24 protein-coding genes and 1 tRNA gene are annotated in these 23242 nt (G+C 67.0%); 8 read left to right on the top strand and 17 right to left on the bottom strand.

Translation table 11 applies throughout. From position 1 onward, the window contains the following. Positions 1-3: 3 nt before the first annotated feature. From NF551_RS15250 to NF551_RS15215, 8 genes are all read right to left on the bottom strand, one after another. Positions 4-1872, bottom strand: coding sequence for a hypothetical protein (locus tag NF551_RS15250; RefSeq protein WP_227895931.1), 1869 nt, complete (start codon positions 1870-1872; stop codon positions 4-6). Continuing rightward, positions 1857-2621 carry an ABC transporter ATP-binding protein gene (locus NF551_RS15245; RefSeq protein WP_227895930.1) on the bottom strand — a complete coding sequence of 255 codons (765 nt, stop codon included), beginning with the start codon at positions 2619-2621 and terminating at the stop codon, positions 1857-1859. The genes NF551_RS15250 and NF551_RS15245 overlap by 16 nt, the downstream gene beginning before the upstream one ends. 80 nt (positions 2622-2701) lie before the next feature. After that, the gene (locus tag NF551_RS15240) at positions 2702-4636 is read right to left on the bottom strand and encodes a heavy metal translocating P-type ATPase (RefSeq protein ID WP_227895929.1); all 1935 of its coding nucleotides are present in this window, start codon (positions 4634-4636) and stop codon (positions 2702-2704) included. Between the two features lie 93 nt (positions 4637-4729). Continuing rightward, positions 4730-5446, bottom strand: a complete 717-nt coding sequence (locus tag NF551_RS15235; RefSeq protein WP_227895928.1) for an IclR family transcriptional regulator — start codon at positions 5444-5446, stop codon at positions 4730-4732. Then, positions 5443-6324 carry a metal ABC transporter permease gene (locus NF551_RS15230; RefSeq protein WP_227895927.1) on the bottom strand — a complete coding sequence of 294 codons (882 nt, stop codon included), beginning with the start codon at positions 6322-6324 and terminating at the stop codon, positions 5443-5445. Before NF551_RS15230 ends, NF551_RS15235 begins: the two co-directional genes overlap by 4 nt. Further along, positions 6321-7106: a metal ABC transporter ATP-binding protein gene (locus NF551_RS15225; RefSeq protein WP_227895926.1), complete on the bottom strand. Its 786-nt coding sequence runs from the start codon at positions 7104-7106 to the stop codon at positions 6321-6323. Before NF551_RS15225 ends, NF551_RS15230 begins: the two co-directional genes overlap by 4 nt. Continuing rightward, positions 7103-8062, bottom strand: a complete 960-nt coding sequence (locus NF551_RS15220; RefSeq protein WP_227895925.1) for a metal ABC transporter substrate-binding protein — start codon at positions 8060-8062, stop codon at positions 7103-7105. The genes NF551_RS15225 and NF551_RS15220 overlap by 4 nt, the downstream gene beginning before the upstream one ends. A 71-nt stretch (positions 8063-8133) precedes the next feature. Continuing rightward, on the bottom strand, positions 8134-8358 hold the full coding sequence (locus tag NF551_RS15215; RefSeq protein WP_227895924.1) for a hypothetical protein: 225 nt from the start codon (positions 8356-8358) through the stop codon (positions 8134-8136). Positions 8359-8540: 182 nt separating this feature from the next. On the opposite strand from NF551_RS15215, the gene NF551_RS15210 reads away from it, so the two are divergent. Both NF551_RS15210 and NF551_RS15205 read left to right on the top strand, forming a co-directional pair. After that, positions 8541-9062, top strand: a complete 522-nt coding sequence (locus tag NF551_RS15210) for a mycothiol transferase (protein WP_227895923.1) — start codon at positions 8541-8543, stop codon at positions 9060-9062. Then, positions 9059-9364: a hypothetical protein gene (locus NF551_RS15205; RefSeq protein ID WP_227895922.1), complete on the top strand. Its 306-nt coding sequence runs from the start codon at positions 9059-9061 to the stop codon at positions 9362-9364. The genes NF551_RS15210 and NF551_RS15205 overlap by 4 nt, the downstream gene beginning before the upstream one ends. 728 nt (positions 9365-10092) lie before the next feature. Here the strand turns inward: NF551_RS15205 and NF551_RS15200 are convergent. Further along, entirely contained in the window at positions 10093-10500 is a 408-nt protein-coding gene (locus NF551_RS15200) for a four-helix bundle copper-binding protein (RefSeq protein WP_227895921.1), read from the bottom strand. 187 nt (positions 10501-10687) lie between these two features. On the opposite strand from NF551_RS15200, the gene NF551_RS15195 reads away from it, so the two are divergent. Then, positions 10688-10760 (top strand) — tRNA-Ala (locus NF551_RS15195). A 212-nt stretch (positions 10761-10972) separates the two neighbouring features. On the opposite strand, the gene NF551_RS15190 is transcribed toward NF551_RS15195, so the two are convergent. Further along, positions 10973-11557 carry a hypothetical protein gene (locus NF551_RS15190; RefSeq protein WP_227895920.1) on the bottom strand — a complete coding sequence of 195 codons (585 nt, stop codon included), beginning with the start codon at positions 11555-11557 and terminating at the stop codon, positions 10973-10975. Then, on the bottom strand, positions 11554-12144 hold the full coding sequence (locus tag NF551_RS15185; RefSeq protein WP_227895919.1) for a hypothetical protein: 591 nt from the start codon (positions 12142-12144) through the stop codon (positions 11554-11556). The genes NF551_RS15190 and NF551_RS15185 overlap by 4 nt, the downstream gene beginning before the upstream one ends. Before the next feature lie 256 nt (positions 12145-12400). Between NF551_RS15185 and NF551_RS15180 the strand changes: the two genes are divergently transcribed. From NF551_RS15180 to NF551_RS15170, 3 genes are all read left to right on the top strand, one after another. Then, the gene (locus NF551_RS15180) at positions 12401-14755 is read left to right on the top strand and encodes a transglycosylase domain-containing protein (RefSeq protein WP_227895918.1); all 2355 of its coding nucleotides are present in this window, start codon (positions 12401-12403) and stop codon (positions 14753-14755) included. Positions 14756-14922: 167 nt separating this feature from the next. Then, positions 14923-15843 (top strand): ABC transporter ATP-binding protein, encoded by a 921-nt coding sequence (locus NF551_RS15175; RefSeq protein WP_231704455.1) that lies wholly within the window; start codon positions 14923-14925, stop codon positions 15841-15843. Further along, positions 15840-16721, top strand: a complete 882-nt coding sequence (locus tag NF551_RS15170; RefSeq protein ID WP_227895916.1) for an ABC transporter permease — start codon at positions 15840-15842, stop codon at positions 16719-16721. The genes NF551_RS15175 and NF551_RS15170 overlap by 4 nt, the downstream gene beginning before the upstream one ends. A 66-nt stretch (positions 16722-16787) precedes the next feature. Here the strand turns inward: NF551_RS15170 and NF551_RS15165 are convergent, their stop codons facing one another. Continuing rightward, on the bottom strand, positions 16788-18056 hold the full coding sequence (locus tag NF551_RS15165; protein WP_227895915.1) for an Nramp family divalent metal transporter: 1269 nt from the start codon (positions 18054-18056) through the stop codon (positions 16788-16790). A gap of 127 nt (positions 18057-18183) precedes the next feature. Further along, positions 18184-18504: a hypothetical protein gene (locus tag NF551_RS15160; RefSeq protein ID WP_227895914.1), complete on the bottom strand. Its 321-nt coding sequence runs from the start codon at positions 18502-18504 to the stop codon at positions 18184-18186. A gap of 204 nt (positions 18505-18708) precedes the next feature. Here NF551_RS15160 and NF551_RS15155 point away from each other — a divergent pair, with 204 nt between their 5' ends. After that, positions 18709-19185, top strand: a complete 477-nt coding sequence (locus tag NF551_RS15155; protein ID WP_227895913.1) for a hypothetical protein — start codon at positions 18709-18711, stop codon at positions 19183-19185. Here NF551_RS15155 and NF551_RS15150 read toward each other — a convergent pair. The 3 genes from NF551_RS15150 to NF551_RS15140 form a co-directional block, all read right to left on the bottom strand. Further along, a complete protein-coding gene (locus NF551_RS15150) occupies positions 19127-19477 on the bottom strand; it encodes a DUF1622 domain-containing protein (RefSeq protein ID WP_227895912.1) in 351 nt (116 codons plus the stop codon). The genes NF551_RS15155 and NF551_RS15150 overlap by 59 nt on opposite strands. Next, entirely contained in the window at positions 19419-19733 is a 315-nt protein-coding gene (locus NF551_RS15145) for a hypothetical protein (protein WP_227895911.1), read from the bottom strand. Before NF551_RS15145 ends, NF551_RS15150 begins: the two co-directional genes overlap by 59 nt. A 106-nt stretch (positions 19734-19839) precedes the next feature. Continuing rightward, positions 19840-20424 (bottom strand): hypothetical protein, encoded by a 585-nt coding sequence (locus tag NF551_RS15140; protein WP_227895910.1) that lies wholly within the window; start codon positions 20422-20424, stop codon positions 19840-19842. Positions 20425-20550: 126 nt separating this feature from the next. Here NF551_RS15140 and NF551_RS15135 point away from each other — a divergent pair, with 126 nt between their 5' ends. After that, the gene (locus NF551_RS15135) at positions 20551-21759 is read left to right on the top strand and encodes an MFS transporter (RefSeq protein WP_227895909.1); all 1209 of its coding nucleotides are present in this window, start codon (positions 20551-20553) and stop codon (positions 21757-21759) included. Here the strand turns inward: NF551_RS15135 and NF551_RS15130 are convergent. Further along, entirely contained in the window at positions 21756-23240 is a 1485-nt protein-coding gene (locus NF551_RS15130) for an amino acid permease (protein ID WP_227895908.1), read from the bottom strand. The genes NF551_RS15135 and NF551_RS15130 overlap by 4 nt on opposite strands. Positions 23241-23242 lie beyond the last annotated feature (2 nt).

Raw genomic sequence — 23242 nt, 5'->3', positions numbered from 1 at the left:
CTGTCAGCCGCTGGCCTGGACGGCCGGGGCGGCTTCGGGCACTGCATTTCCCGCAGCACGCCTCCGCACCTGAAGTGCCATCCGGGTCAGCGCCGCGCCAAGCAGCATCATGCCGATGCTGGTGAGCCAGCCCCACGGTTCCGGCAAGTACATGGCCAGGAACCAGACACGCACGTCGGTGTTGCCGGTCAGCTTGAGAACCGCCGGAACCAGACCCTGCGCAATGCCTGCCAGCGGCCCGGCAATCCAGCCAAGAAGTACCAGTGTGCTTTCCCGCCCGGTGAGTTCCGGCTCCTGGGTGGGGCCGGCGGTTTTGGCCGGTGCGGCATGCCGGGTACGCATCAGCTGCAGGAGTTCCGGGCCGGTCCGGACAAGCCGGGCGGCAGCCAGCCGGCCCAGCCCCCAGGCCAGCAGGACCCCGGTGGACGCACCAGCCAGCACCCCGGCCCACTGCAGTGCAGGCGATCCCGTCAGCGTTCCCGCCAGCACAACCGCCAACCCCGGCAGCGGAGGGATGAACGCCGCGAAGAACACGGCGAATGCCGGCCCAACGCCCTCCGTTCCCTCCGCCGGGTTCTCGGCCCGATCGGTGGCATCGGGTCCTGGAACGGGTGCTGCCACGGAGGTCCAGGCGATCAGCCCGGCACCCCCGCCAACCGCTCCTGCCACCCCCGCCAGCGCCCACGGCCACGCCCAGTCCAGCCCGGACCAGGCCGTACCGGCAACGGTGGCCAGCAGCGACACGGGACCAAACAGGGACAGGTACGCCCACTGCCGGCCCCGCACGTCCGCCCGTTCAGTGCCGCTTTGCAGGGCCAGCCACACCCCGGTGCCGTCGAAGCCGTACAGATTGGCGCACATGCTCGCGCCCATGACCGCAATAAGCGTCCCGGCCCAGGGCAGCAGATCAGCCGAACCGTAGGTCAGCGGCAGCACAGCGGTGAGCAGGCCCCATGCCAGCGGGGTGGTCACGGCTGCCAGCCGGGACGGATCACGGACCCAGCTGCGCAGTTCCTTCTGCAGCACGGCTGCGGCCGGCAGGATCATGCTGCGCGGTGTGCGGCGGCCGGCGGAACCGCGGACCAGCGCCCGGGCGCCGCGGGCCTCGCCCAGGGTGGTGCTCCACAGGATCAGCAGGACCGCGCCAAAGACCAGCATCCCCGTGACAGCGGCCACCGTCTGTGCCCAGTTTCCCGCGCCCGCCGATTCCACCGCGGCGAGGGCCCACCCCGACGGCGCCCACCTCAGGGCCGCTGATATGCCCGCCGGAAAGCCCTGCTCCAGCAGGCCGGAAGCGGCCAGCCCGACGAACAGCATCCAGCCCGATTGGGTCAGCACCAGCACGACGGCGAGCAGCAGCCCGTTCAGTGCCGCCCCGCTGCGGGCCCGGGCCAGCCGGCCAAAGACCACGTAGGCTACCCGGGACATCAGCACCAGCAGGCACATCTGGAGTGCGGCCAGCGGCAGGGACAGGAGCGCGGGAAACACTCCCAGGCGAACGGCATAGACCACCAGGCTGGTGAAAAGCACCCCGGTCACGGCGCTGGACAGACCGAAGAACCCGGCGACCAGGAGCCCGGCCGCCAGCCTGCGCCGCGGCATCGGGAGCATTGCCAGGTAGGACGGCCGCAGCAGCGGCGCGGGGGAGAGCACCGGTCCCACCAGCCAGCCGATCAGCCAGCTGAGATAGGCAACGCCGAGCAGGTCGGGAACCAGCGACGCCGGTTGCAGCGGCAGCGCCGCGAGGACCACCACCCCCACGGCCAGGGCCCCGCCCACGACGGCCCCGCACCATTTCCAAACGGCACCGCCACCGGCAGCCGCCGCGTTGCGGGCCAGCGCCAGCCGCATCCGGATCAGTTCCCCAACCACGGCAGCCCTTCGGAACTGCCCGCTCCGCTCTCGACCAGGCCGGTGAAAGCCTCTTCCAGGGTTCCGTTCCCGCGGACCAGGTCCAGCGGTCCGCTGGCAACAATGGTGCCCTGCGACATCACCGCCACCGAGTCGCAGAGCTGTTCGACCAGCGGCATCACGTGGCTGGAGAGCACCACGGCGCCGCCCCTCGCCACGTACCGTGTCAGGATCCGCCGCAGGACCAGCGAGGACACAGGATCCACCGCTTCGAAAGGCTCGTCGAGGACCAATACCCGCGGGTTGTGCAGCAGAGCAGTGGCAAGCCCGATCTTCCTGCGCATGCCGGTGGAATAGTCCACCACGAGCGTGCGCTCCTCGCCCAGCAGGTCCATCACGGCCAGCAGCTCCTGGGCCCGGGCATCCACTGTGTCACGGGCCAGCCCGCGCAGCCGGCCCATGAACGTCAGGACTTCCCGGCCGGTGAGGAACTCGGGCATCGCGAGGGAATCGGGCAGGACTCCCAGGTCCCGCTTGGCCTGCACGCTGTCGCTCCAAACATCGGTACCCAGCACGGCGGAGGTTCCGGCATCGGGGCGGAGCAGGCCCACAGCCATGGACAGGAGCGTCGTCTTGCCTGCTCCGTTGGGCCCGACGATCCCGTAGAAGGCTCCGGCCGGAACGTCCAGGCTCACGCGGTCCACCGAGACTTTCGCGCCGAAAGCCTTATGCAGTCCGCGGAGGGAGAGCGCCGCCGTCGTCGGCTGCACTGAACTAGGCCACCGGCCGATTGGGTGTGCTCACGCTTTCAGCCTCCTTTGGCTGCCGTCGGCGCCGGGGAAAGGCCCTGCTAGACGGACCCGGGGATCGGCGCTGAAGCCACCGTAGCGGGTTTGTCCGCACGCCGGAACAGGGTTTTGCCGTGCAGTGCCCGCAGGGCGTTCAGGATGGTGGCCAGGTCCACCAGTTCCTGGGTTAGGGCACCGGCAACGGCCGGGATGAACCCGAAGGCGGCCACCAGCATCAGGACCAGGCTCAGGGCAATGCCCAGCCAGATGCTGCCCAGCGCTACCCGCAGGGTCCGCTTGCTGATGTCCATGGCCGTGGCGACCTTGGAGATGTCATCGGCAACGATCACTGCGTCGGCGGACTCACTGGCCGCGGTCGAACCGCGCGCACCCATGGCGATTCCGACGTCGGCCGCCGCCAGCACCGGGGCATCGTTGACGCCGTCGCCCACCATGATGACCGGCCGCAGCTCGAGGGCGGCTACGGCGTTGACCTTGTCCTCCGGCAGCAGCTCCGCGTGCACATCGGAGATGCCGACGGCGGCGGCGATGCTGTTGGCAGTCACCTGTCCGTCTCCGGTCAGCATCACGGTGTCGCGGATGCCCAGGCTGCGCAGCCGGTCCAGAGTGGCGGCAGCGTTCGGGCGTGCGGTGTCGCTGAGGATCAGGCTGCCGGCAAACCGGCCGTCCACGCTGAGGTAGACCACCATCTGGCCGGGGGAGAGGTCCACGCTTCCGGCAGACGGGTCCACTTCCTCAATGAACCGGCGCTTGCCCACCCGGACGGTTTGGCCGTGAATGAGGGCCTCGACGCCGTTGGTTGCCACTTCCTGTGCGGTGTCCGCCGGGGAAACGGGCAGGCCGCGCTCCTCCGCGGCGGCCAGCACGGAGGCGGCCAGGACGTGGGAGGAGTACTGCTCCGCGGACGCAGCCAGCCCCAGCAGCTCCTCCGCGCTGAAACCCGGCTGCGCATTCACGGACACCAGCTCCGGGCGGCCGTACGTCAGGGTGCCGGTCTTGTCGAAGGCCGCGGTCCTGGCGGTGGCGAGCTGTTCCAGCGTGGCGCCGCCCTTGACGATGATGCCGTGCCGTGCCGAACGGCTCATGCCGCCCATGAAGGCGACCGGCGCGGCAATCAGCAGCGGGCAGGGCGTGGCCAGGACCAGCACTTCAGCGAACCGCACCGGGTCGCCGGAAACCGCCCAGGCAATTCCTGCGATCAGCAGGGAGACAAGAGTGAAGGGAATCGCGAACCGGTCCGCGAGCCGGACCACCGGAGCCCTGGACGCCGCAGCGTCCCGGACCAGGGCGACGATCCGCTGGTACTGGCTGTCCGCCGTCGTCGCGGTGGCCCGGATCCGGACCGCCTGCGTGCCGTTGACCGAACCGCTCATCACCGCTTCTCCCGCGGTGCGGGCAACCGGAATGGACTCACCCGTCAGGGACGACTCGTCGAAGGACGCGGCTGCTGAGAGCAGCACGCCGTCAACGGGGACCACTTCGGAGGGTTTGATGAGCAGGGTCTCGCCCACGCAGACCTCGGTGGCGGGAATATCCTCAGCCAGCTCGCGCCCCGGCTTCGGTGTTCCGCCGGTGTCAGCGTCGTCGGGCAGCCGGTGCGCGATCTGCGGCGCGCGGTCCAGCAGTGCGTCGAGTTCTCCCTTGGCCCGCCCGGCGGCGTAGTCCTCCAGTGCCTCTCCTCCGGAGAGCATCAGGACGATGATCAGCGAAGCAAGGTACTCACCCACGGCGACGGTGGCCAGCATGGCGATGACAGCCAGGATATCCAGGCCGTAGTGGCCGCGCTTGATGTCACGGACCATCCCGACGCCGGTCACCGCCACGATTCCCAGCGTGTACAGGCTGGCGATCCACTGCGCGGGGCCTGCGGCACCGGCCCCCCACAGCATGAGGACGGCGGCGAGTACCACTACTGTCGACGCCACCACCGGATAGGTCCGGACTGCCTTCTGAAAGGACACACGGTTAAGGGCCATGCTTTCGTTTTAGGCTCCTTTGGCGCCGGTTGCCAGCAAGAGAAACCTTGCCTAACCGCGCAGGCTCCGGAGTTTTCCCCCGGAACGCGGGCCCTAGTGCAGCTGCGCCTCGATCTGGCGGACACTTTCAATGAGCCGGGCGCCGATGCCGGCATCGTCCTTGCCGGGACCGAAGTACACCACGGACAGCGACGCCGGCAGCTGGCCGGGCACCTGGACCGGAACCGCGACGGACCCGACCCCCTCGATGACTTCGCTGTGGCTGGTCGCGTAGCCGCGCTGGCGGGCCAGTTTCGCTTCCTCGCGGTAGGGCTGTCCGGGGGCGAGCCGGTTCCAGTGCTCCTCCGAGACGGCGGACTGGATGGCGATGCCCGGCGCACCGGCGGTGAATGAGTGCCGGGTGCCGGGGCGCTGGACCAGCGCGGTGCGGCTGTGCCGGGGCTCGACGGTGACCAGGGTGACGCAGTCGTGCTGGTCCCAGACCGCGATGAACGCAGTCATGGCGAGCTCGTTTGCCAGGACGGTGAGTTCCGGCAGGGAAGCAGACTGGAGGTCGCGGGACACACCCCGGGCCAGCGCGGCGAGTCCGGGCGCAGCGGAAACCCGGCCGGCGTCGTCGCGCATTACGAGCGAATGCGCTTCGAGCGTCCGCAGGATCCGGTACGCGATGGAGCGGTGCACGCCCAGGCCCACCGACAGCTCGGCAATGCTCAGCGGAGTTTCGGCCTCAGCCAGCAGTTCCAGCGCCTGGATGCCGCGGGAGAGGGTCTGGGACTGGGATCCGGAACCCGGCGACGCAGCAGAAGTCATGCGCCAATCATAGGGGTTTGCCGTGCGGCGCGGACCCGGCGGCGTGCGGCAAGTCCGCGTCCAAGAACGCCCTGACGTGGGCTAAAGAGGTAGGCCAGGGTGAATACGGCGCCCTGGGCGAGCACCACCATGGGGCCCGTCGCGGTGTCCAGGTAGTAGCTCGCGTAGACGCCCGAGACGGCACAGCCCGCCGCAATTGCGGGTGCGATCCAGAGCATGGCGGAAAACTTGTCGGTCAGCAGGTATGCCGCCGCGCCGGGGATGATCAGCATGGCCACCACCAGGATCACGCCAACGGCCTGAAGCGCGACGACGGCGGTCAGCGCCAGCAGGCCCAGCAGCGCCGCTCCGAGCAGCCGGGGATTGAGCCCGACGGCGTGGGCATGGGTCCGGTCGAAGGCGTAGAGGGTGAAGTCGCGCCGCTTGAAGAGCAGGACGCCCAGGGTCAGCGCGGCGAGGACGGCGACCTGCAGCAGGTCCGCGGAGCTGACGCCGAGCAGGTTGCCGAAGATGATGTGGTTCAGGTCCGTGTGGCTGGGGGTCACGGAGATCAGCACGAGGCCGGCGGCGAACAGCGTGGTGAACACGATTCCGATCGCCGCGTCCTCCTTCACCCGGCTGGTGTCGCGGACGAGGCCGATCAGCCCGACAGCCAGGAACCCGAAAACCACTGCGCCCAGGGCGAAGGGCGCTCCCACCAGGTACGCGAGGACGACGCCGGGCAGCACGGCATGGGAAACGGCGTCGCCCATCAGCGACCAGCCGATCAGGACGAGCCAGCAGGAGAGGACCCCACAGACCACCGAGGCAATGACGGCGGTGGCCAGGGCGCGGACCATGAAGTCGTAGGCGAGGGGTTCGGTGAGCAGCTCGATCATGGCCGGGCGCCTTCCGGGAGGCCGGCGACTTCGGGCGCGCTGGCCGGTGTGCCGCCGTCGGGCATGTCCAGGCCGAAGGCGCGCGCCAGCTGTTCGGGACGCAGCACTTCCTGCGGGCTGCCGTGCGCCAGGACACGCCGCATCAGCAGGGCCGCCTCGTCAGCGAGCTGGGGCAGGGCATGCAGGTCATGGGTGGAGACCAGGATGGTCCTCCCGGCTGAGGCCAGCTCCCGCAGCAGTGCGGTGATGGTCGCCTCGGAGCGCTTGTCGACGCCGGCGAACGGCTCATCAAGCAACATCACCGACGCGCCCTGGGCGATGCCGCGGGCTACGAAGGCGCGTTTCTTCTGGCCGCCGGAGAGCCGTCCGATCTGCCGGTCCGCCACGTCAGTAAGTTCCACCCGTTCCAGTGCCTCGGAAACGGCGTTGCGGTCCGCCGGACGGGGACGGCGGGCGGGGCCCATATGGCCGTAGCGGCCGGTCATCACCACATCCCGCACGCTGAGCGGAAACGACCAGTCGACGTCCTCGCTCTGCGGAACGTAGGCAACCAGTCCGGATTTGCGGGCCTTGGCGGGAGGCAGTCCGCTGATCCGGACTATTCCGGAGACCGGCTTCACAAGGCCCATCAGGGACTTGAAGAGGGTCGACTTGCCGGAGCCGTTCATGCCGATCAGGCCGCAGACCCGCCCGGGCGCCACCGCGAGGCTGACCTCGTCGAGGGCCGTGACGTCGTCGTACCTGACCGTCACCGAGTCCAGTTCCAGGGCCCAGGTGCTCATTGTGCGTCCGCCCCCGTCAGGCCCGCGAGAATGGTTTCAGTGTCGTAGCGGATCAGGTCGAGGTACGTGGGCACGGGGCCGCCTTCTTCGGAGAGGGAATCGACATAGAGCACGCCGCCGAACTCCGTGTCCGTGGCTTCGACGACCTGCTGCATGGGAGCGTCGGAGACCGTGGACTCGCAGAAGACTGCCGGCACATTGTTTTCCCTGACGAATTCGATCGTCGCGGTGATCTGCTGCGGGGTGGCCTGCCGTTCGGCATTGACGGCCCAGATGTAGCGTTCAGTGAGTCCGGCGTCGCGCGCCAGATAGGAGAACGCGCCCTCGCAGGTGACCAGCGCCCGCTGGTTTTCCGGCAGCGCCCCGAGCCCGGTCACCAGCTGGTCGTGGACGTCCTGGAGTTCTTCCTTGTAGGCCGCGGCATTGGCCCGGAAAGCGTCGGCGTTCTCCGGGTCGAGCTCGGCGAAGGCATGGGCCATGTTGTCCACGTAGGCCTGCGCGTTGAGCGGGGACATCCAGGCGTGCGGATTCGGCAGTCCTTCGTAGGCGTCTTCCGCGATGCTGATTGGCTCCACGCCCTCGCTGACCATGACGCGGCGAACGTCCAGGTCTGCGGTGAACTGCTCGAACCAGGCTTCCAGGAACATGCCGTTATCCAGGATGAGGTCGGCGTTGGACGCGCGGCGGATGTCTCCCGGGGTTGGCTCGTAGCCGTGGATTTCGGCGCCCGCCTTCGTGATCGACTCGACGCTCAGGTGTTCCCCTGCCACGTTCGAGGCCAGGTCTGCGAGCACAGTGAAGGTGGTCAGGACTACGGGTTTGTCTTCCGCGCCGGCGCCACTGCTGTCGCTGCTGCCATCAGCGTCCGCGGAACCGGAACAGGCTGAGAGGACGATCAGGAGGGCAGCTCCGGTGGCCAGGCGTCGCAGTCGGGGCGGAAACGTCGTCGTCTTCATGCCTGAAACATAACTTCGGCAAGGCGAGTGAAACAAGTTCGGGGCACCGAACTTTCCCGCGGCACGGGGTTTCAGGGGTAAGGACGCCGGCTCAGCAGCCCGGAAGCGAGGAGGAACAGGCCCCCGGCCAGCGGCCACCAGAGATACATGGAGATAGTCCCGCCCAGAAAAGCAGTGACCAGGACCGCGAGCATTACGGCGGAAACCAGCAGCATTCCCGCCACGATCCGGGCCCGGCCCCGATGCGGAGGAGGGATGGGCGGAAGCCAGGCGGGACGTTCATCGATCCACTCCATTCGGCCAGTTTAGGACCGGGTCCATAGCCTGTAACCGGGCACCGGTCTTTTCTTTCAGGCTGCCGCACAGAAGCCGGCGCACCCTTCCCCTTTCGGCAGGCTGCGCGGGATGGCACCATGGCGGGCAGGCCCACCTGCGGCGGCGGACGCCGTCGCGATCCGTCGATGACAGGGGAGACCTCATGGAAGCCAGCGACCTGCTAGTTGACGCCTTTGGGCGGCTGCCGCAAACCGTGAACCGGGTGCTCACCGGGCTGGACGCGGACCAGCTGAACCACCGGCCGTACCCCGACGGCAACTCGATTGCCTGGCTCATCTGGCACCTGGCCCGGGTTGAGGACGCCCAGGTCTCCGACGTCGCGGGGCACCAGCAGGTGTGGACGGCCGAAGGCTGGGCGGATCGTGTGGGTCTTCCGCTCGCAGTCGAGGACACAGGGTACGGGCACACTTCCGAGGAAGTTGCCAGGGTCCGGGTGCAGTCCGGGGAAGTGCTCCAGGGATATTACGACGCCGTCAGCGCCCGGACCATCGCGTTTGTCTCGGGGCTTGGCCCGTCCGACCTGGACCGCGTGGTGGATACGTCCTGGGATCCGCCCGTCACCCTCGGCGTCCGGCTGGTCAGTTCGCTGGCGGACTGCCTGGAGCACGCCGGACAGGCTGCGTACATCCGCGGGATGCTGGCTTCGGGCGGCGGTGCCTCGTGAATATCGTGGAGAAGCTGGCCGAATCCTTCCGCTCGGTGTCCGTCCAGCGGGCCTACGGCGAGCCGGTGCAGGTGGGCGGGGAAACCCTGGTGCCGGTGGCGCTGGTGCAGGCAGGGTTCGGCGGCGGAGGAGATGCCGACGGCGACGGCGGCGGAGGCGGCGGGGGCCTGGTGCTGCCGCTCGGGGTGTATGCCGGGCGTGACGGCGGTCCGGCGGTGTTCCGTCCGAACCCGATCGCCCTGCTGGGCGTGGCCACGCCGATTGTCTGGATTATCGGGCGGGTGCTGCAATCGCGGGGTTAGCCGTGCGGGTGCGGGTGCGGGTGCGGGTGCGGGTCCCGCTGCGCCGCAGCCCGGAGCGTTCTTGCCTTGCCGGATCCACTCTGCCCCGCCGGGCAGGACCATCGGTGGCACCCGGCACCCGGCGCCCGGCGCCCGGCGCCCGCCGGCGCCCGGGACCCGGGACCTCAACCGAGGCGTTGTCGCCGTCTGGACCCGCCGGCGCCCGGCGCCCGCCGGCGCCCGGGACCTCAACCGGAGGCGTTGTGCCCCCGGAGCCCGTGGCGTCCCGCCGGTTTGCTGCGTTCCGGGACTTTTCGGCCGTGTAGGGAAAATGCTGCGTGGCGCAGTACGCGGAAACTCCCTCAGCGACGAGTTTTTCCCAAACTGCAGTAAATCTTGTCCCAGGTCGGTGGTTTTTTCCCACAGTGCAGCGAACCCAGTCCCAAGATGCAGCGATTCCGACAAAACGCAGCGAATCCCGGGTCGGCGCTGCGTGGTTTCCCACACCTCGTTACGGGTGTGGCCAATGGGGTCACACAGGGTTACAGGGGTAACGAGGGCTGGGAAAGCTCACGGAAGAGCCGTGTTGGTATAGGGAGGTCCTCAGGGCAGTACACCTTTCAGGCAAAGAATGAACTCTCGGCCGGTTGGTCCCAGGCCAAGGCCGCCCGCCGTCCTGGCCCCAGCCGCAGTGCCATCCGCCGGAAGGAGCTTCCTGGCGGGCCAGCCGGAACCACACCAAACGCCAGCTAGGAGCCAATCGTCAGGAGCAGGGCATCGCAGGCGGCGGCGCAGCGGTGGCAGGCCTCGGCACAGATGCGGCAGTGGTCATGGGCGGACGCATGCTGCTCGCACTCCTCCGCGCAGCGGCGGCAGGCAGCGGCGCAGGCCCGGACGAGGTCCGCAGCCGAGGCATAGCCCATGCCGGCACGGGCCAGGACCCGGCCGGTGGCCGAACAGATTTCTGCACAGTCCAGGTCGGCCCGGATGCAGCTGACCATATCGCCGAGCATGTCCTCGCTCAGGCAGGCATCGGCACAGGCTGTACAGGTCTGGACACAGTCAAAACAAGTTTCGATGCAGGCGGCGAGTGCATCCATGTCTACATTCGAGTTCCCGGCCGGGTGGGAAGTCAGCATGTCTTTGATCAGGCTCATCTTCTGCTCCTTAGGTGTTCGACGACAGGTAGCCGGGAACGCGGCGGAACCCGGCCGTGCGTTGTGCGAGCCTAGCCACGCCACCAGCGGGCCTCAACCGGACGCCTGCATTTTGCCCGCAGACTGTTCGCGTGCCTAGAATCGGCGTAGCCTAACAAGGCCGGTCATCCGGCACGATGCAGGACCCGGGGCTTTAGCTCAGTTGGTAGAGCGTTTCGTTCGCAATGAAAAGGTCAGGGGTTCGATTCCCCTAAGCTCCACACCCAAAAAAGGCCCGCCCTCAAGCGGGCCTTTTCCATGTGGCGGCTCCTCGTGAATCGCGGCCCCCCGCCGCCGGCACCCGCCGTCCAGCCCTTCGCGGCCGGCACCGGCCGTCCGGCAGCCCCTCGCCGCGGCACCCGCCGTCCGGCAGCCCCTTGCCGCTGGCACCCGGCGTCCGGCGGCCCCGCAGCTTTGCCCTCCACATCCCGCCCTAAGCCGACTCCCGCCCCTGGCGGTAACCGCGGCGGACTTCCGCGATCGCCCGGGCAATGTTGGGGTCGCGGCCCGAGGCCGTCATGACCGTATCGAAATCTGCCAGGCCCACATCCCCGTAGCGGCAGGTCACTTCGATCTCGGTGCGCCTGGCGCTGTGCGGCCGCATCGGCTGGCCGGCCATGGCAGTGTGCCCGGCAAGGGCGGCACGGCCGGTCCGGACCATGCGAACTTCGCCGCCGACGTCGTCCCGGAAACGGAACGCCTTGCCCTTGCGAGCGGTCATCAGTGCCCGCCACTGCTCGCGCTGCACCTTGGGAGCGTCCGGGAAATACTGTGCGACGGCGTCGTTCAGTGCCGCTGTCTCGGTTTCCTCCCTGCGGGGGCGAAGTATCAGCCGCTCCCGCACGATGAGCAGAGGGTAGACAATCAGCAAGGCGGCAAGGAGGACGGCGATCACGTTGAAGCCACCAAAAATGACGAAGGCCGCAGCCACAAAAACCATGCGGCTGACGGCCTTCTCGGAATACGACCGGGGCGGGGTGAACGGAACACCTACACGAACGCTGGACTCTGAACTCATGCCCATCCGCCTTTCAGTTCTGCCAGGGCTTCTGCTTCCCGCGCCAGCCGGGTGGCCTCACGGAGTTCTTCATCGAATGAGCTGGAGGGCCCGGGGAGGGCAGCTGGAGGTCCGCCCAATCCGTCCAGCCTTGCCTTGCTCTGTTCAACAGTGACGGCTAGACGGAGCTGGGCCTGCGCCTTGACCAGATCGGAAATCAGCTCCTGGACCCGTTCCCTGCGGGAACGCACGTCGTCCAGGTGTGATGCAGCGAGTTCCTGCCTGTCGTGGGCGAGGCTGTGCATCCTGCGGGCTGTTCCAGCGAGGGTAAGGACTGAGGTGGATGGCTCCGAGGTTCCGGACATAACCGTCTCCACTGCTTCATGGCGCAGCCGGTAGGCCTCAGCCACAGAGGCGAAGTGCGCTGCTGCCTCGGTTGCGACCCGTTCCTGCTCGTCCAGCATTCGGCCCGTAGCCTGGGCGGAACTCATGGCAGCACTCAGCCGTGCATGGATTTCTTCATGGTTGCCGCGCGTTGGCGGCGGTGTCCTGAGCCGCCCGCCCGCGGACTTCCGCAGGCGGCGCAGATCGTGGAGTAATCGAGCCATGATTCTCCTCGGCCGGGGTGGTCCGGGCATCCAGTGTGCAGGAGTCTAGCAGTGGCAGACCGCCGCTGGGATGGGGTGCTGAAGATTAGTTCCTGGGAGGGTCCATGGCCTGAAAACGGCACTGAAAAACATGAGACCTGTCACTCCTGCGGGTGCCCAATTATCCTCCACAAGCGCTCAAGCGCAACGTTACCGTCCAGTAATCGGGCCGCAATCAGCGCGGGATTCCTAGGATGCTGGGTTATGCTCCCATATCATGGCTGCACGTAAACCTCCCGTGTTCACCACGGCAACCACCTTCGGACGCCTGCTCACCTTTTTGGGAGTCAGCGTGCTCTGCGGCGTGCTGACCGCGGGGCTGTTCGTTCCCATGGCGGCAGGCGCCGGATCCGCTGCTTCGGCCTCGATCACGTTCTTCGACGGACTTCCCGCGGACCTGGAGCGTGCCACTTTGGCCCAGCCCACGCGGATCCTCGCGTCTGACGATTCGCTGATCGCCACCCTGTATGAAGAGAACCGCCAGCCGGTTACCCTCGACCAGATCTCTCCGCACATGGTCGATGCGCTGCTCTCCGTTGAGGACTACCGCTACTACGAGCACGGCGGCGTAGACGTGCAGGGTATTTTTGGCGCCATTGCCAGCAACGTGTCCTCCGGAACGAACCGCGGAGCCTCGACCATCACGCAGCAGTTCGTCACTAACGTGCTGGCCAACGGGGCCAGGGAACGCGGCGAAGAAGCGGTCCTCAACGGCAGCAAGAACATTTCGGACAAGGTCCGCGAAGTCCGCCTGGCCATCGCCGTGGAAAACGAGATGAGCAAGGAAGAGATCCTTGAGGGATATTTGAACATTGTTTCCTTCACCGGTGACACCTACGGCGTTCAAGCCGCAGCCAAGTATCTGTTCAACGTCGATGCCAAGGACCTGAACATCGAGCAGAGCGCCCTGCTCGCAGGCTTGGTCAAGGGTCCGAGCGCCTACGATCCCCAGGTATACCCTGAGGCGGCGCTGGAACGCCGGAACCTCGTGTTGGGCACCATGCTGGAGCACGGCAAGATCGATCAGGCGCAGTACGACGCCGCGATCGCCACCGGGATGGACCTCAACATCACCCCGACCCTGAACGGTTGCGTAGCCGCCGAACAGGCGCCGTACTTCTGCTCCTACGTGGAACACCTGGTCCTGAACAGCGAAGAGTTCGGGGACACCCCGGAGGAACGCAGTTCCGTGCTGTACCGTTCCGGCCTGACGATCAAGACGACGCTGGACCCCGCTGTCCAGCAGGCTGCCCAGGCTGCCGTCAACGAAACCGCCAACCCGGATACTACGGCCGGCCAGGTGGGGCACTCGATGATCAGCCTGCAGCCCGGTACCGGCAACATCCTCTCCATGGCCCAGAACACCCGATTCACCCCGGGTGAGAACCCCGGCGACTCGATGCTGAACTTCAACGTCGACCAGTACCAGGACGGCGACCCCACGAAGAGCCTGGGCGGCATCGGAGGCTTCCAGCCCGGGTCAACGTTCAAGCCGTTTACCGTGGCCGCCTGGGTGGATGCGGGCAAGTCGCTCGGCACGCAGCTCGATGGCCGCAAGAAGACGTATCCGCAGGGCGACCGCTGGACGGCCAGCTGCCTCGACGGCGGCGCCTACCCGATCGGGGAGGCGGAGGGTTGGACTCCGCAGAACTACGGCGACACCAACTACGGCGACGCCACAGTGCTCCACGGGCTGGCGCAGTCCCTGAACACCATCACCTTCTCCACCGCCAAGCAGCTGGACCTGTGCCGCATCATGGAGATTGCCGAATCGATGGGCGTCCACAACGGCAAGAGCGCCTCCGGTCAGGAAGAGCCGCTTTCAGTGAAGCCCTCCGCCCTCATCGGTGGCGTGGAGGACGTTTCCCCGATGGCGATGGCCCAGGCCTTCGCCGGCTTCGCGGCAGAGGGCAACGTGTGCGAACCCCGCGCGCTGGTGGAAGTCACCGATGTGCGCGGCAAGACCTATGACGTCCCCGAACCCGAGTGCGAGCAGGTCATCAGCAAGGAAACCGCACGCGGCGTGAACTATGCGACGCAGGAAGTCATGAAGTCCGGTTCCGGCTCCCTCCTGAACTACGGCTTCCAGCCGATGGCAGGCAAGACCGGAACCAACGACTCCCGCTCGCAGACCTGGTTCATCGGCTACAACTCCGGCATGGCCACGGCCAGCTGGATCGGCAACTGGAAGGCCGGAACCGAATCCCTGTCCGGCCTGCAGATCGGCGGACGCCTCTACCCGGAAATTGACGGCTCACTGATCGCGGCTCCGTCCTGGGCAAAGTTCATGCAGCAGGCAGGCAGCCTCTACCCGGGTGAACCGTTCGCAAACCCGCCGGGCAACCTGCTGGTCAACCCCAGCCCGAGCCCGTCCCCCTCCGAGTCGGAAGAGGCAGAAGAGGACGAGGAGACTGCACCGAAGCCGTCGGCTACTGCCGTGCCGCGTCCCGCGAAGGCGACGCCCACGCCCCCGGCAGCACCGCCGCCTGCTGTCGAAACGACAGAACCCGCCGCGTCTCCGGCGCCTGAAGCAGGGGGAGCCGTGACGCCGAGCCCCGGCGCCACCCCGTAGCCCAGCCGGCTGGATTCAAAAAACTCCACGTCAGGACGCAGGGCCCCCTGGTCGGATAGTCTTTCCGGTCAGGGGGCTTTCTGCTGCTCCCGTCCGCCGGGATTCTGCGGACGACTTTCAAAAGGAGCACGGTGACGGCGAACCAGCCTGCCATCTCGGTACGGGGCTTGACGAAAAAATATGGGCCGAAGACTGCCGTCGACGACATCAGTTTCGATGTCGAAGCAGGCAGTGTCTTCGCGTTCCTGGGCACTAACGGCGCGGGAAAGTCCACCACCATCGGATGCCTGACCACGGTCAATCCCTTTGATGCCGGATCGGCGGAGGTCTCCGGACACAACGTGCGCACGGCCGGGGACCGCGTGCGGCGGGACATCGGCGTCGTTTTCCAAGATTCTGTCCTGGACCCGCTGCTCACCGGCCGCGAGAACCTGCGCGTCCGCGCACGCTTCTACTCCCCGGACTCAGCGAAGAACGAGGCGCGGATCAACGAATTAGCGGAACTCGTTCAGCTGAGGGAGTTCATTGACCGCCGCTACGGGACCTATTCGGGCGGGCAGCGCCGCCGGGTGGACATTGCCAGGGCACTGCTTCACGCCCCGCCGATCATCTTCCTGGACGAGCCCACGGCGGGCCTGGATCCGGCCAGCCGGGCGATCGTCTGGAAAACCATCCACGATTTGCGGGATGCGCACGGGCTCACGGTCTTCCTCACCACGCACTACATGGAGGAAACCGAGGAAGCGGACCGGGTCTGCATCATCGACGCCGGCAGGATCATCGCCGACGGCACCCCGGCCCAGCTGCGGTCGGAGTACTCCAGCAGCATCCTCACCGTGACCACCCGCAACCGGCCCGGCCTCGACGCACTGGTCCTGGAACTGGGCGGGCAGCTCAAGGACGGGGACAGCGCGGCGGTGCGCATCGGCGTCGAAACCGCAGACACCGCCCGCCGCATCCTGGAACGGCACGGCGACGACGTCCTGGACTTCGAGTTCCGCCACGGCACCATGGACGACGTGTTCCTGACCCTGACCGGCAGGGAAGTCCCGGCAGACACCGCAGCACCGGAAGGAACCCAACGATGAACGTCGTCCTGGACATCACCACCCGGAACCTGCGGCTGTTCTTCCGCGACCGGCTGGGCGTGTTCTTCTCCCTCGTCTCCGCGCTGGTCGTCTTCCTGCTCTACACACTGTTCCTGGGCAACCTGCAGACCGAAGGGCTGGGCGAGTCCTTTCCGCAGGCCACCGAGGACGAGATCCGCGGGTTCGTGGACAGCTGGATGTTCGCCGGCATCCTGGGCATCACCACCATTACGACGGCGCTGGGCGCCATGGTTGTGTTCGTGGAGGACTCCGGCTCCGGACGCTTCCAGGACTTCCTGGTCTCGCCGATCCGGCGGGAGAAGCTGATCCTGGGCTATTTGCTCTCCGCGGTGATGATTTCGATGATCATGACCGCCGTGGTGCTGATCGTCAGCCTCGTCTACCTGTTCGTGGTCAGCGGCGTCACCATCGGCGCCGTACCGCTGCTGCGGATCTGCGGGTACCTGGCGCTGTCATGTTTCGCATTCTCCGCGCTGAGCGCCTTTGCGGTCTCCTTCATTCGAACCGCCGGCGCGTACTCGGCCCTGTCGACGATTGTCGGCACCGTGCTGGGCTTCATCGCCGGTTCCTATATTCCGGTGGGCAACTTCCCGGAGGGTGTGCGGGAATTCGTGAGTGCGCTGCCGTTCCTGCAGTCCTCCATGCTGGTCCGCCAGGAAATGACCGCGGAGACCCTTCCTGCCATGACCGGGGACCAGCCTGCAGCCATTGAGGAGCTGCAGAGCGTCTTTGGCATCACGGCACAGGTAGGGGACTGGCAGGTGGGCACTGGATATGTGATCTTCGTGCTCGCCGCCATGACCGTGGTGTTTACGCTGGTGGCAGCTATCCGGATCCGCGGACGGGTCCGGGCCTAGCCGAGCGGCTTTCGGGGCCCTGGCGAGCGGCTCGACCAGCTACTGCACGGGAACGCTGGACTGAAGCTAACCGGCTCCGGTGAAGGTCAGGAACAGCAGTGCAACGTTCAGGGTGATGAGCAGGCCGACGACGACGACGCCCAGGACGGTGGTCCACCACCGGTTGCGGTGTTCACCCATCAGATCCGCGCGGGACGTGAGCCAGAGGAGGGGCACCAGGGCAAACGGAATGCCGAAGGACAGCACTACCTGGCTCAGCACCAGCGCCCAGGTCGGATCAATGCCGGCTGCGAGGATGGCCAGGGCCGGCAGGAGCGTAATAAGGCGCCGCAGCAGCATGGGGATGCGGATGCGAAGCAGGCCCTGCATGATCTCGGCACCGGCGTAGGCACCGACTGAGGTCGACGCCAGCCCGGAGGCCAGCAGCCCGATCGCGAAGAGGAAGGCGATGCCCCCGCCGAGTGCGGTCTCGATGGCCGCATGGGCACCGTCGAGTGTGTCTGTCCCGTCCACTCCCTGCAGCGAGGTGGCTGCCAGCAGCAGGATGGCAAGGTTCACTGTTCCGGCGACCACCAGGGCGATCGTTACGTCCCAGCGGGTGGCGCGGATCAGCGTCGTCGTGGTGATGCCCTGGGTCCGTTCCGGAAAACGGTCCCGCGTCAGGGCGGAGTGGGCGTAGATGGCATGCGGCATGACGGTGGCGCCCAGGATTGATGCCGCGAGCAGCACAGACTCTGAACCCTCGAACCGGGGCAGCAGGCCAGTTGCGACGGCGCCCGGGTCCGGCGGAGCAATGAAGACTCCGGCGGTGAAGCCGACGGCAATGATCACCATCATGGAAACAATGACGTACTCGAAGCCGCGGTGCCGGCCGCTGCCCTGCAGCGTCAGGACAGTCATCGATACGGCACCGGTGATCAGCCCGCCCAGCAGCAGCGGAAGGTCGAAGAGGAGCCACAGTGCGACGGCGCCGCCGATCACCTCCGCGACGTCGGTTGCCATGGCAACGAGTTCGGCCTGCAGCCAGTACAGCCGCCGGCCGGCGTTGGACTTCAGGCGGATCCCCACCAGCTCGGGCAGGCTGCGTCCGGTAGCCAGGCCCAGCTTGGCCGAGAGGTACTGCACGAGCCAGGCCATGGTGTTTCCGGCGATGACCACCCAGACAAGCAGATAGCCAAAACGGGCTCCGGCGGTCATGTTGCTGGCTACATTGCCGGGATCCAGGTAGGCGACGCCTGCCACCAGTGCGGGGCCGAGCAGCCAGGGGAGGCGGGGGCCTTTCCTGGTGATGACGGGGTTGGCCGCAGCGTCGGCGGTCGCTGCCTTATCGAGCATATTGCCAACGTAGCACCGCGAGTTCGGGTCGCCTAAGACTATTTGTCAGGAGTGGGGAACACGTCAGCCATCCGTTGCCCAGTTCACTGCATGAAGTTGCCCAGCTCACTGAATGAAATCGGTTCCCCTAGCCGCTTTCCGTGGGCTCCCTGGGCCGAAGCTCCTGCGAGCCGGCAGCCTCGGGTACACCGCCGCTGCTGCTGCGGTGGAGTGCGGCAAGCCAGACCAGGGCACCTGCAACCGGGAACAGCAGGATCCCGGTGCACCAGAAGGCTCTCCTGGGGCCGGTGACCCCGTCGGTGTGCCACAGGCTGATGAGCGCGCCGATTGTCAGGGTCACGATGAGCAGGAGCAGCAGTGCGGCTGCTGGAATCCACATGAGGACCTCGACGGGCATGGCGGTACCGGGACGCTTTCGGTCGGTGTCGAATGACGGCGGTGCTCCCAAGGGGGTGTCTATAAGGGCAGCGCCGATGAAGCAGGAGGACAACGTTGTGGGGGGTGTACAGGCCTGAACAGTAGCCGGGCCGGGCCCGTATGCCTTTCATCCTAGGGAGCCGCACCAGGGGGCCGCATCATCCCTGAAGATGACTTCCTTGCCGCCGTGCTCATCCCGTCCGCTGAGGTGGGGCCGCGAGCCTAGAGTTGAAGCATGCAACCGCCTTCTTCCCCCGCCCGCGTTCTGTGCGCCGTCATGGCCGCCGTAAGTATTCCCATGGCCCTGGTGATTCCGCTGTGGATTACCGCGGGGCGCATGGCCTTCGGGGTGGACGGGCACCTGGTTCCCATTTTCGCCGTGACGGCAGGCCCGGTCCTGGCGATTCTGATGTTGACCGCGGCGATACGGATCACGGTCAACGCAGCGGCACGCCGGCCGTTCGGTGCGCCGCTGAAAACCTCGTTCCTGCTGCTGGGCAACTACGTCCTGGCGGGAGCCTTCGGTTTCTTCGTCCCGGACTTTGGCGAGGACGGCAGCGGATCGGTGCTTTCGGCCGTTGCCGGAAACGACGTCCTGGGATACTCCGCAGCATTGGCCAACCCGTTCGGCATCGCGACCCTGCTGGTTGCGGTCATCGTGCTGGTGAGGGCTTTTCGGGAACCGGCTGCTGCCATGGCAGCTTCCCGGTGACTTCCAGCTGGAGGGAATAGCTCAGGAATGTACGGATCAGAACGATCACGGCCAGCACCCCCAGGGACTCGAAGGTGGGAGTGACGGCCACGGTGCGGATGATGTCCGCCGCCACCAGCAGTTCCAGACCCAGCAGGATCGCCCGGCCGAGCTGCTGGCGGTACATCTCGTAGACATCGGCGCGCCGCGCCAGTATTCCACTGAGCTCCGGCGGCGGTTCCTGTGTCAATAACCTAGGCGGCTGCGGCCCCCGGCTGCACTGAAGTGTCGGCATAGTAGAACCCAAAGTCATCGTAGGGATCACGCCAGGCGGACTCGTCCCGCAGGATGCGCACGACGGCGGCGGCCGGCACCCAGCGGTTGTGCGCCTGGCCGTCGTCGTCAATCCAGTGCACCAGCACATGGGTCCGGGTCCAGGCGACGGCTTTGCCGTCCACGGACAGCGCGCCGGCACGGCAGCGGACGTACGGCTCGCGCCGGTACGGAGCGTGGGAGACGCGCGGGCGCTCGTGGGTCGGGGAAGGCATCGGCCGGGCAGTGAGACTCATGCACTCCACTCTGGAGGACGGCACTGACATTGCTGCCTGGTCCGTCTGCCGGGACCTGCGGAAACTGCCGGAACTGCCTCAGCCGACGGCGCCGGGTTGCGGCTGGCTAGGAAGCCAGGTCCCGCCACTTGGCGGCGGCGCGGCTGCCAAGGGCAGAGCCGCTGTCCTTGACCCTGCGGGGAATCATTTTGATGACCGGTGCCAGGTCGGAGCGGACGGAGCGGTGGGGTTCGTGGGTCCGCGGACCCGTTTCGGGCCGCGCCGGCGCACCCGAACGCGCAGGCGCACCCGGCTGCACAGGTCCAGCTGGCCGCGCAGGTCCAGCCGGCCGCTGGGGTCGAATCGAACGCGCAGCTGCTCCGGAGCGCAGCTGCTCCACCAGCAGTGCCAGGCGTGCGGGGCCGGACGGCCGCGCGGCGGAGGACGCCGGTTTGGGCGGGCGGTTCATCAGCAGGTAGGACAGCGCCACCGGAGCGACGAGGAGCGAAATCAGTGTCAGCGCGCCCAGCGCGTACAGGGCCATCATGGCGTAAAAGGGGCGGTCGAAGAGTGACGCGACCATGGAGGCACTGAAGAACAGCATCCAGAGCCAGAACACGCCTACGGCCACCAGGACGGTACGTGCACGGCGAAAGAGCATCACGGAGCGGCGGCGCGCGGAAGGCACGCTCGCCTGAGACTCACTGCCCATTTGGATCTCCCCCAGCTAAGCGGGTCCAATGATGGATGGACCCTAAGGCTGATATTAGTCCCTCTTGCACGTAACTCTGGCTAACACAAGCAACAATGGTTTGTGTCGTTTCACGAAGGGATTATTTTGCGCTCCACGTCAGGTCCGGGTTTGTTGTTTGTGCTGGTCTGCGCCATGGGTGCCGGGCCGGTGATGAACTACGGGCTGTCCGCCACCAGCACGCTCATCATGGCGGACCTCGGCATCAGTGAGACCCAGTTCGGACTGCTTGCCTCCACCTGTTTTGCCAGCGCTGCCCTGTCCTCAATGTCACTGGGCCGGCTGAGTGACCGCATCACGGCCAGGTCCCAGCTGGCCATCATTTTCGGCGGCACCGCCCTCGCCCTGGTCCTGATGGCGGTCTCGGGAAACTACCTCTGGCTGCTTGCGGCCGTGCTGCTGTCGGGCCCCGCACAGGCGATTTCCAACCCCACGACCAACCGGGTCATCAGCCACGCCGTGGAGCCTGCCAAGAGGCCCGGATGGATGGGCATCAAACAATCCGGCGTGCAGGCGAGCCAGCTCTTCTCCAGCCTGTTCTTCCCCGCCGCTGCCCTGGTGGCCGGCTGGCGCGGTGCCGCAGCCGGTGCCGCCGTCGTGCTGGCGCTGCTGCTCGCCTATTCCTGGACCCGGCTGCCGCCGGAACCCAGAGTGCCCTCCACGCCCAAGGCCGAGCGTGGACCGGTGGACCGCAGGTTCCCGGCCACTGTCTGGCTGCTGGCCGCCTTCGCCCTGTTTTCCGGTGCGGGGATGCAGGCCACCAACGTCTACCTTCCGCTGTTCGCGCAGCGTGAGCTGGGCTTCTCCCTGGTGATGGGCGGAGTGGCCGCGGCAGCTGCCGGCGTCGTAGGTGTGGCATCCCGCGTGCTGTGGGGACGGCGGATGGCCGAGGGAGTCCGGGCCTCCACGCTCCTGCTCATCCTTGCCGGCGGAGCGATTGTAGGTGCGGGACTGCTGCTGGCTGCCGGACAGACGGGGAATCCGCTGCTGCTGTGGGCCGGAGTGCTCTTCCACGGAGCGTCGGTCCTGGGCGTGAACGTGGTGGTGATGGCCGGGGTGCTCCGTGAAGTGTCCCAACAGCGGGTCGGGGCCGCCTCCGGTGCCGTGTCGCTGGGAATGTACGCCGGGTTCGCGGCCGGTCCGCTGGCCATGGGGCTGCTGCTGGAATTCTCCGGCGGTTTCCTGGGCGGGTGGCTGGCGATCGGCGGCTTCTATCTTGCCTGCGTCGGAATAGGCCTCGCCTACCGCCGGGCGGGATCGTCCGGCCGGGCACTGAAGCCGCTGCCTGCACCCTAGCCGGCGGCGTCGGGCTCAGGGGTCGGCGGGGCAGGGCTGGGGTCCCGTGGTGAGTGCCGCGGGCTGTCCGGGTTCAGCAGCGAATGCTTCCGGCCGTAGAACCAATAGATGATCAGCCCGATCACCAGCCAGATGCCGAACCGCAGCCAGGTTTCCCAGTGCAGCTGCAGCATCAGGAACCCGGAGGCAAGCACACCGAACGCCGGAATCCAGGGCATCAGGGGGAGGCGGAACTCCCGCGGAGCGTCCGGCTGGGTGCGCCGCAGCACGATCACCGCCACACAGACCACCACGAAGGCCGCCAGGATGCCGATGTTGGTCAGGTCCGCAACCGCCCGGATCGGGAAGAAGCCGGCCAGCACTGCGGAGACTCCGCCGGCAATCCAGGTGACCCGCTGCGGGGTGCCGCGGGAGTCCGTCCCGGAGAACCACCGCGGCAGCAGCCCGTCGCGGCTCATGGAGAACCAGACCCGGGTGACACCGAGCAGGAAGGTCAGCATCACGGTCAGGATGGAGAGCACCGCGAAAGCGGAAATCACGGTGGCGATAACCGGCAGGCCCACGTTCTGGAACGCGGAGGCGAATCCCGCCGTCGGGCTGATCTCGGTGTAGTTCTGCATTCCCGTGAGGACCAGGGTGGCGAGGATGTAGAGGACCATCGCGACGCCGAGGGAGAGCAGGATGGCTTTGGGCATATGCTTCTTGCCGTCTTTCGCCTCTTCGGCGGCGGTGCTCATGGCGTCGTAACCGAAGACGGCGAAAAAGACCGTTGCCGCGCCGGTGAACACCACGCCGAAACCGTTGGGAAGGAACGGCGTGTAGTTGTCGGTGTTCACGAAGAAGATGCCCATCCCGATGATGAAGAGGATCAGCAGCACCTTCAATCCGACTGCCACCAGTTCAAACCGGCCGAACGTCTTGGTGCCGCGGCTCAGGATAAAGGTGATGAACAGGCACACGATCAGTGCCGGCAGGTTTACCAGGCCGCCCTCCACGACGTCGCCCGTTCCCTGCATCCAGACCGGGACATCCAAACCGATCCCGGCCATGAACTCCGTGAAGTACCCGGAAATGCCAATGGCGACGACGGCGACGATCGCCGTGTACTCCAGCAGCAGGTCCCAGCCGATGAACCAGCCGATGACCTCACCCAGGGCAACGTAGCCGTAGGTGTAGGCCGACCCTGCGCGCGGGACCATGCCGGCGAACTCGGCGTAGGAGAGCGCTGCGGCCGCGCTCGCCAGTCCGGCGATCAGGAAGGAGATCAGGACCGCAGGACCCACGCCCTCGGCGTCGGGCCCTCCGTTGGCGACCAGCCCTGCCAAGGTGAAGATGCCGATGCCGATGATGCCGCCGACACCGATGGCTGTCAGCTGCCACAGCCCCAGGCTCTTGAAAAGCTTGGAGCCGGAAACTTCGTCTTCGGTTTCTTCGATGGGCTTGCGCCGGAAAATCGAGGTTCCTCTGTCGTCCACTGACATAT

Origin of the sequence: Arthrobacter caoxuetaonis (assembly GCF_023921125.1) — a bacterium.
In the GTDB taxonomy this organism is placed as follows: domain Bacteria; phylum Actinomycetota; class Actinomycetes; order Actinomycetales; family Micrococcaceae; genus Arthrobacter_B; species Arthrobacter_B caoxuetaonis.
Note: the sequence above shows the minus strand (reverse complement) of the source record. Positions and strands in the feature narration are given on the sequence as shown.

Coding starts and splice junctions, on each gene's coding strand:
- NF551_RS15240 (WP_227895929.1), bottom strand. CDS start 4,636: ATGGCCCTTAACCGTGTGTCCTTTCAGAAGGCAGTCCGGACCTATCCG.
- NF551_RS15235 (WP_227895928.1), bottom strand. CDS start 5,446: ATGACTTCTGCTGCGTCGCCGGGTTCCGGATCCCAGTCCCAGACCCTC.
- NF551_RS15230 (WP_227895927.1), bottom strand. CDS start 6,324: ATGATCGAGCTGCTCACCGAACCCCTCGCCTACGACTTCATGGTCCGC.
- NF551_RS15225 (WP_227895926.1), bottom strand. CDS start 7,106: ATGAGCACCTGGGCCCTGGAACTGGACTCGGTGACGGTCAGGTACGAC.
- NF551_RS15220 (WP_227895925.1), bottom strand. CDS start 8,062: ATGAAGACGACGACGTTTCCGCCCCGACTGCGACGCCTGGCCACCGGA.
- NF551_RS15215 (WP_227895924.1), bottom strand. CDS start 8,358: ATGGAGTGGATCGATGAACGTCCCGCCTGGCTTCCGCCCATCCCTCCT.
- NF551_RS15210 (WP_227895923.1), top strand. CDS start 8,541: ATGGAAGCCAGCGACCTGCTAGTTGACGCCTTTGGGCGGCTGCCGCAA.
- NF551_RS15200 (WP_227895921.1), bottom strand. CDS start 10,500: ATGAGCCTGATCAAAGACATGCTGACTTCCCACCCGGCCGGGAACTCG.
- NF551_RS15190 (WP_227895920.1), bottom strand. CDS start 11,557: ATGAGTTCAGAGTCCAGCGTTCGTGTAGGTGTTCCGTTCACCCCGCCC.
- NF551_RS15185 (WP_227895919.1), bottom strand. CDS start 12,144: ATGGCTCGATTACTCCACGATCTGCGCCGCCTGCGGAAGTCCGCGGGC.
- NF551_RS15180 (WP_227895918.1), top strand. CDS start 12,401: ATGGCTGCACGTAAACCTCCCGTGTTCACCACGGCAACCACCTTCGGA.
- NF551_RS15170 (WP_227895916.1), top strand. CDS start 15,840: ATGAACGTCGTCCTGGACATCACCACCCGGAACCTGCGGCTGTTCTTC.
- NF551_RS15165 (WP_227895915.1), bottom strand. CDS start 18,056: ATGCTCGATAAGGCAGCGACCGCCGACGCTGCGGCCAACCCCGTCATC.
- NF551_RS15155 (WP_227895913.1), top strand. CDS start 18,709: ATGCAACCGCCTTCTTCCCCCGCCCGCGTTCTGTGCGCCGTCATGGCC.
- NF551_RS15150 (WP_227895912.1), bottom strand. CDS start 19,477: ATGACTTTGGGTTCTACTATGCCGACACTTCAGTGCAGCCGGGGGCCG.
- NF551_RS15145 (WP_227895911.1), bottom strand. CDS start 19,733: ATGAGTCTCACTGCCCGGCCGATGCCTTCCCCGACCCACGAGCGCCCG.
- NF551_RS15140 (WP_227895910.1), bottom strand. CDS start 20,424: ATGGGCAGTGAGTCTCAGGCGAGCGTGCCTTCCGCGCGCCGCCGCTCC.
- NF551_RS15130 (WP_227895908.1), bottom strand. CDS start 23,240: ATGTCAGTGGACGACAGAGGAACCTCGATTTTCCGGCGCAAGCCCATC.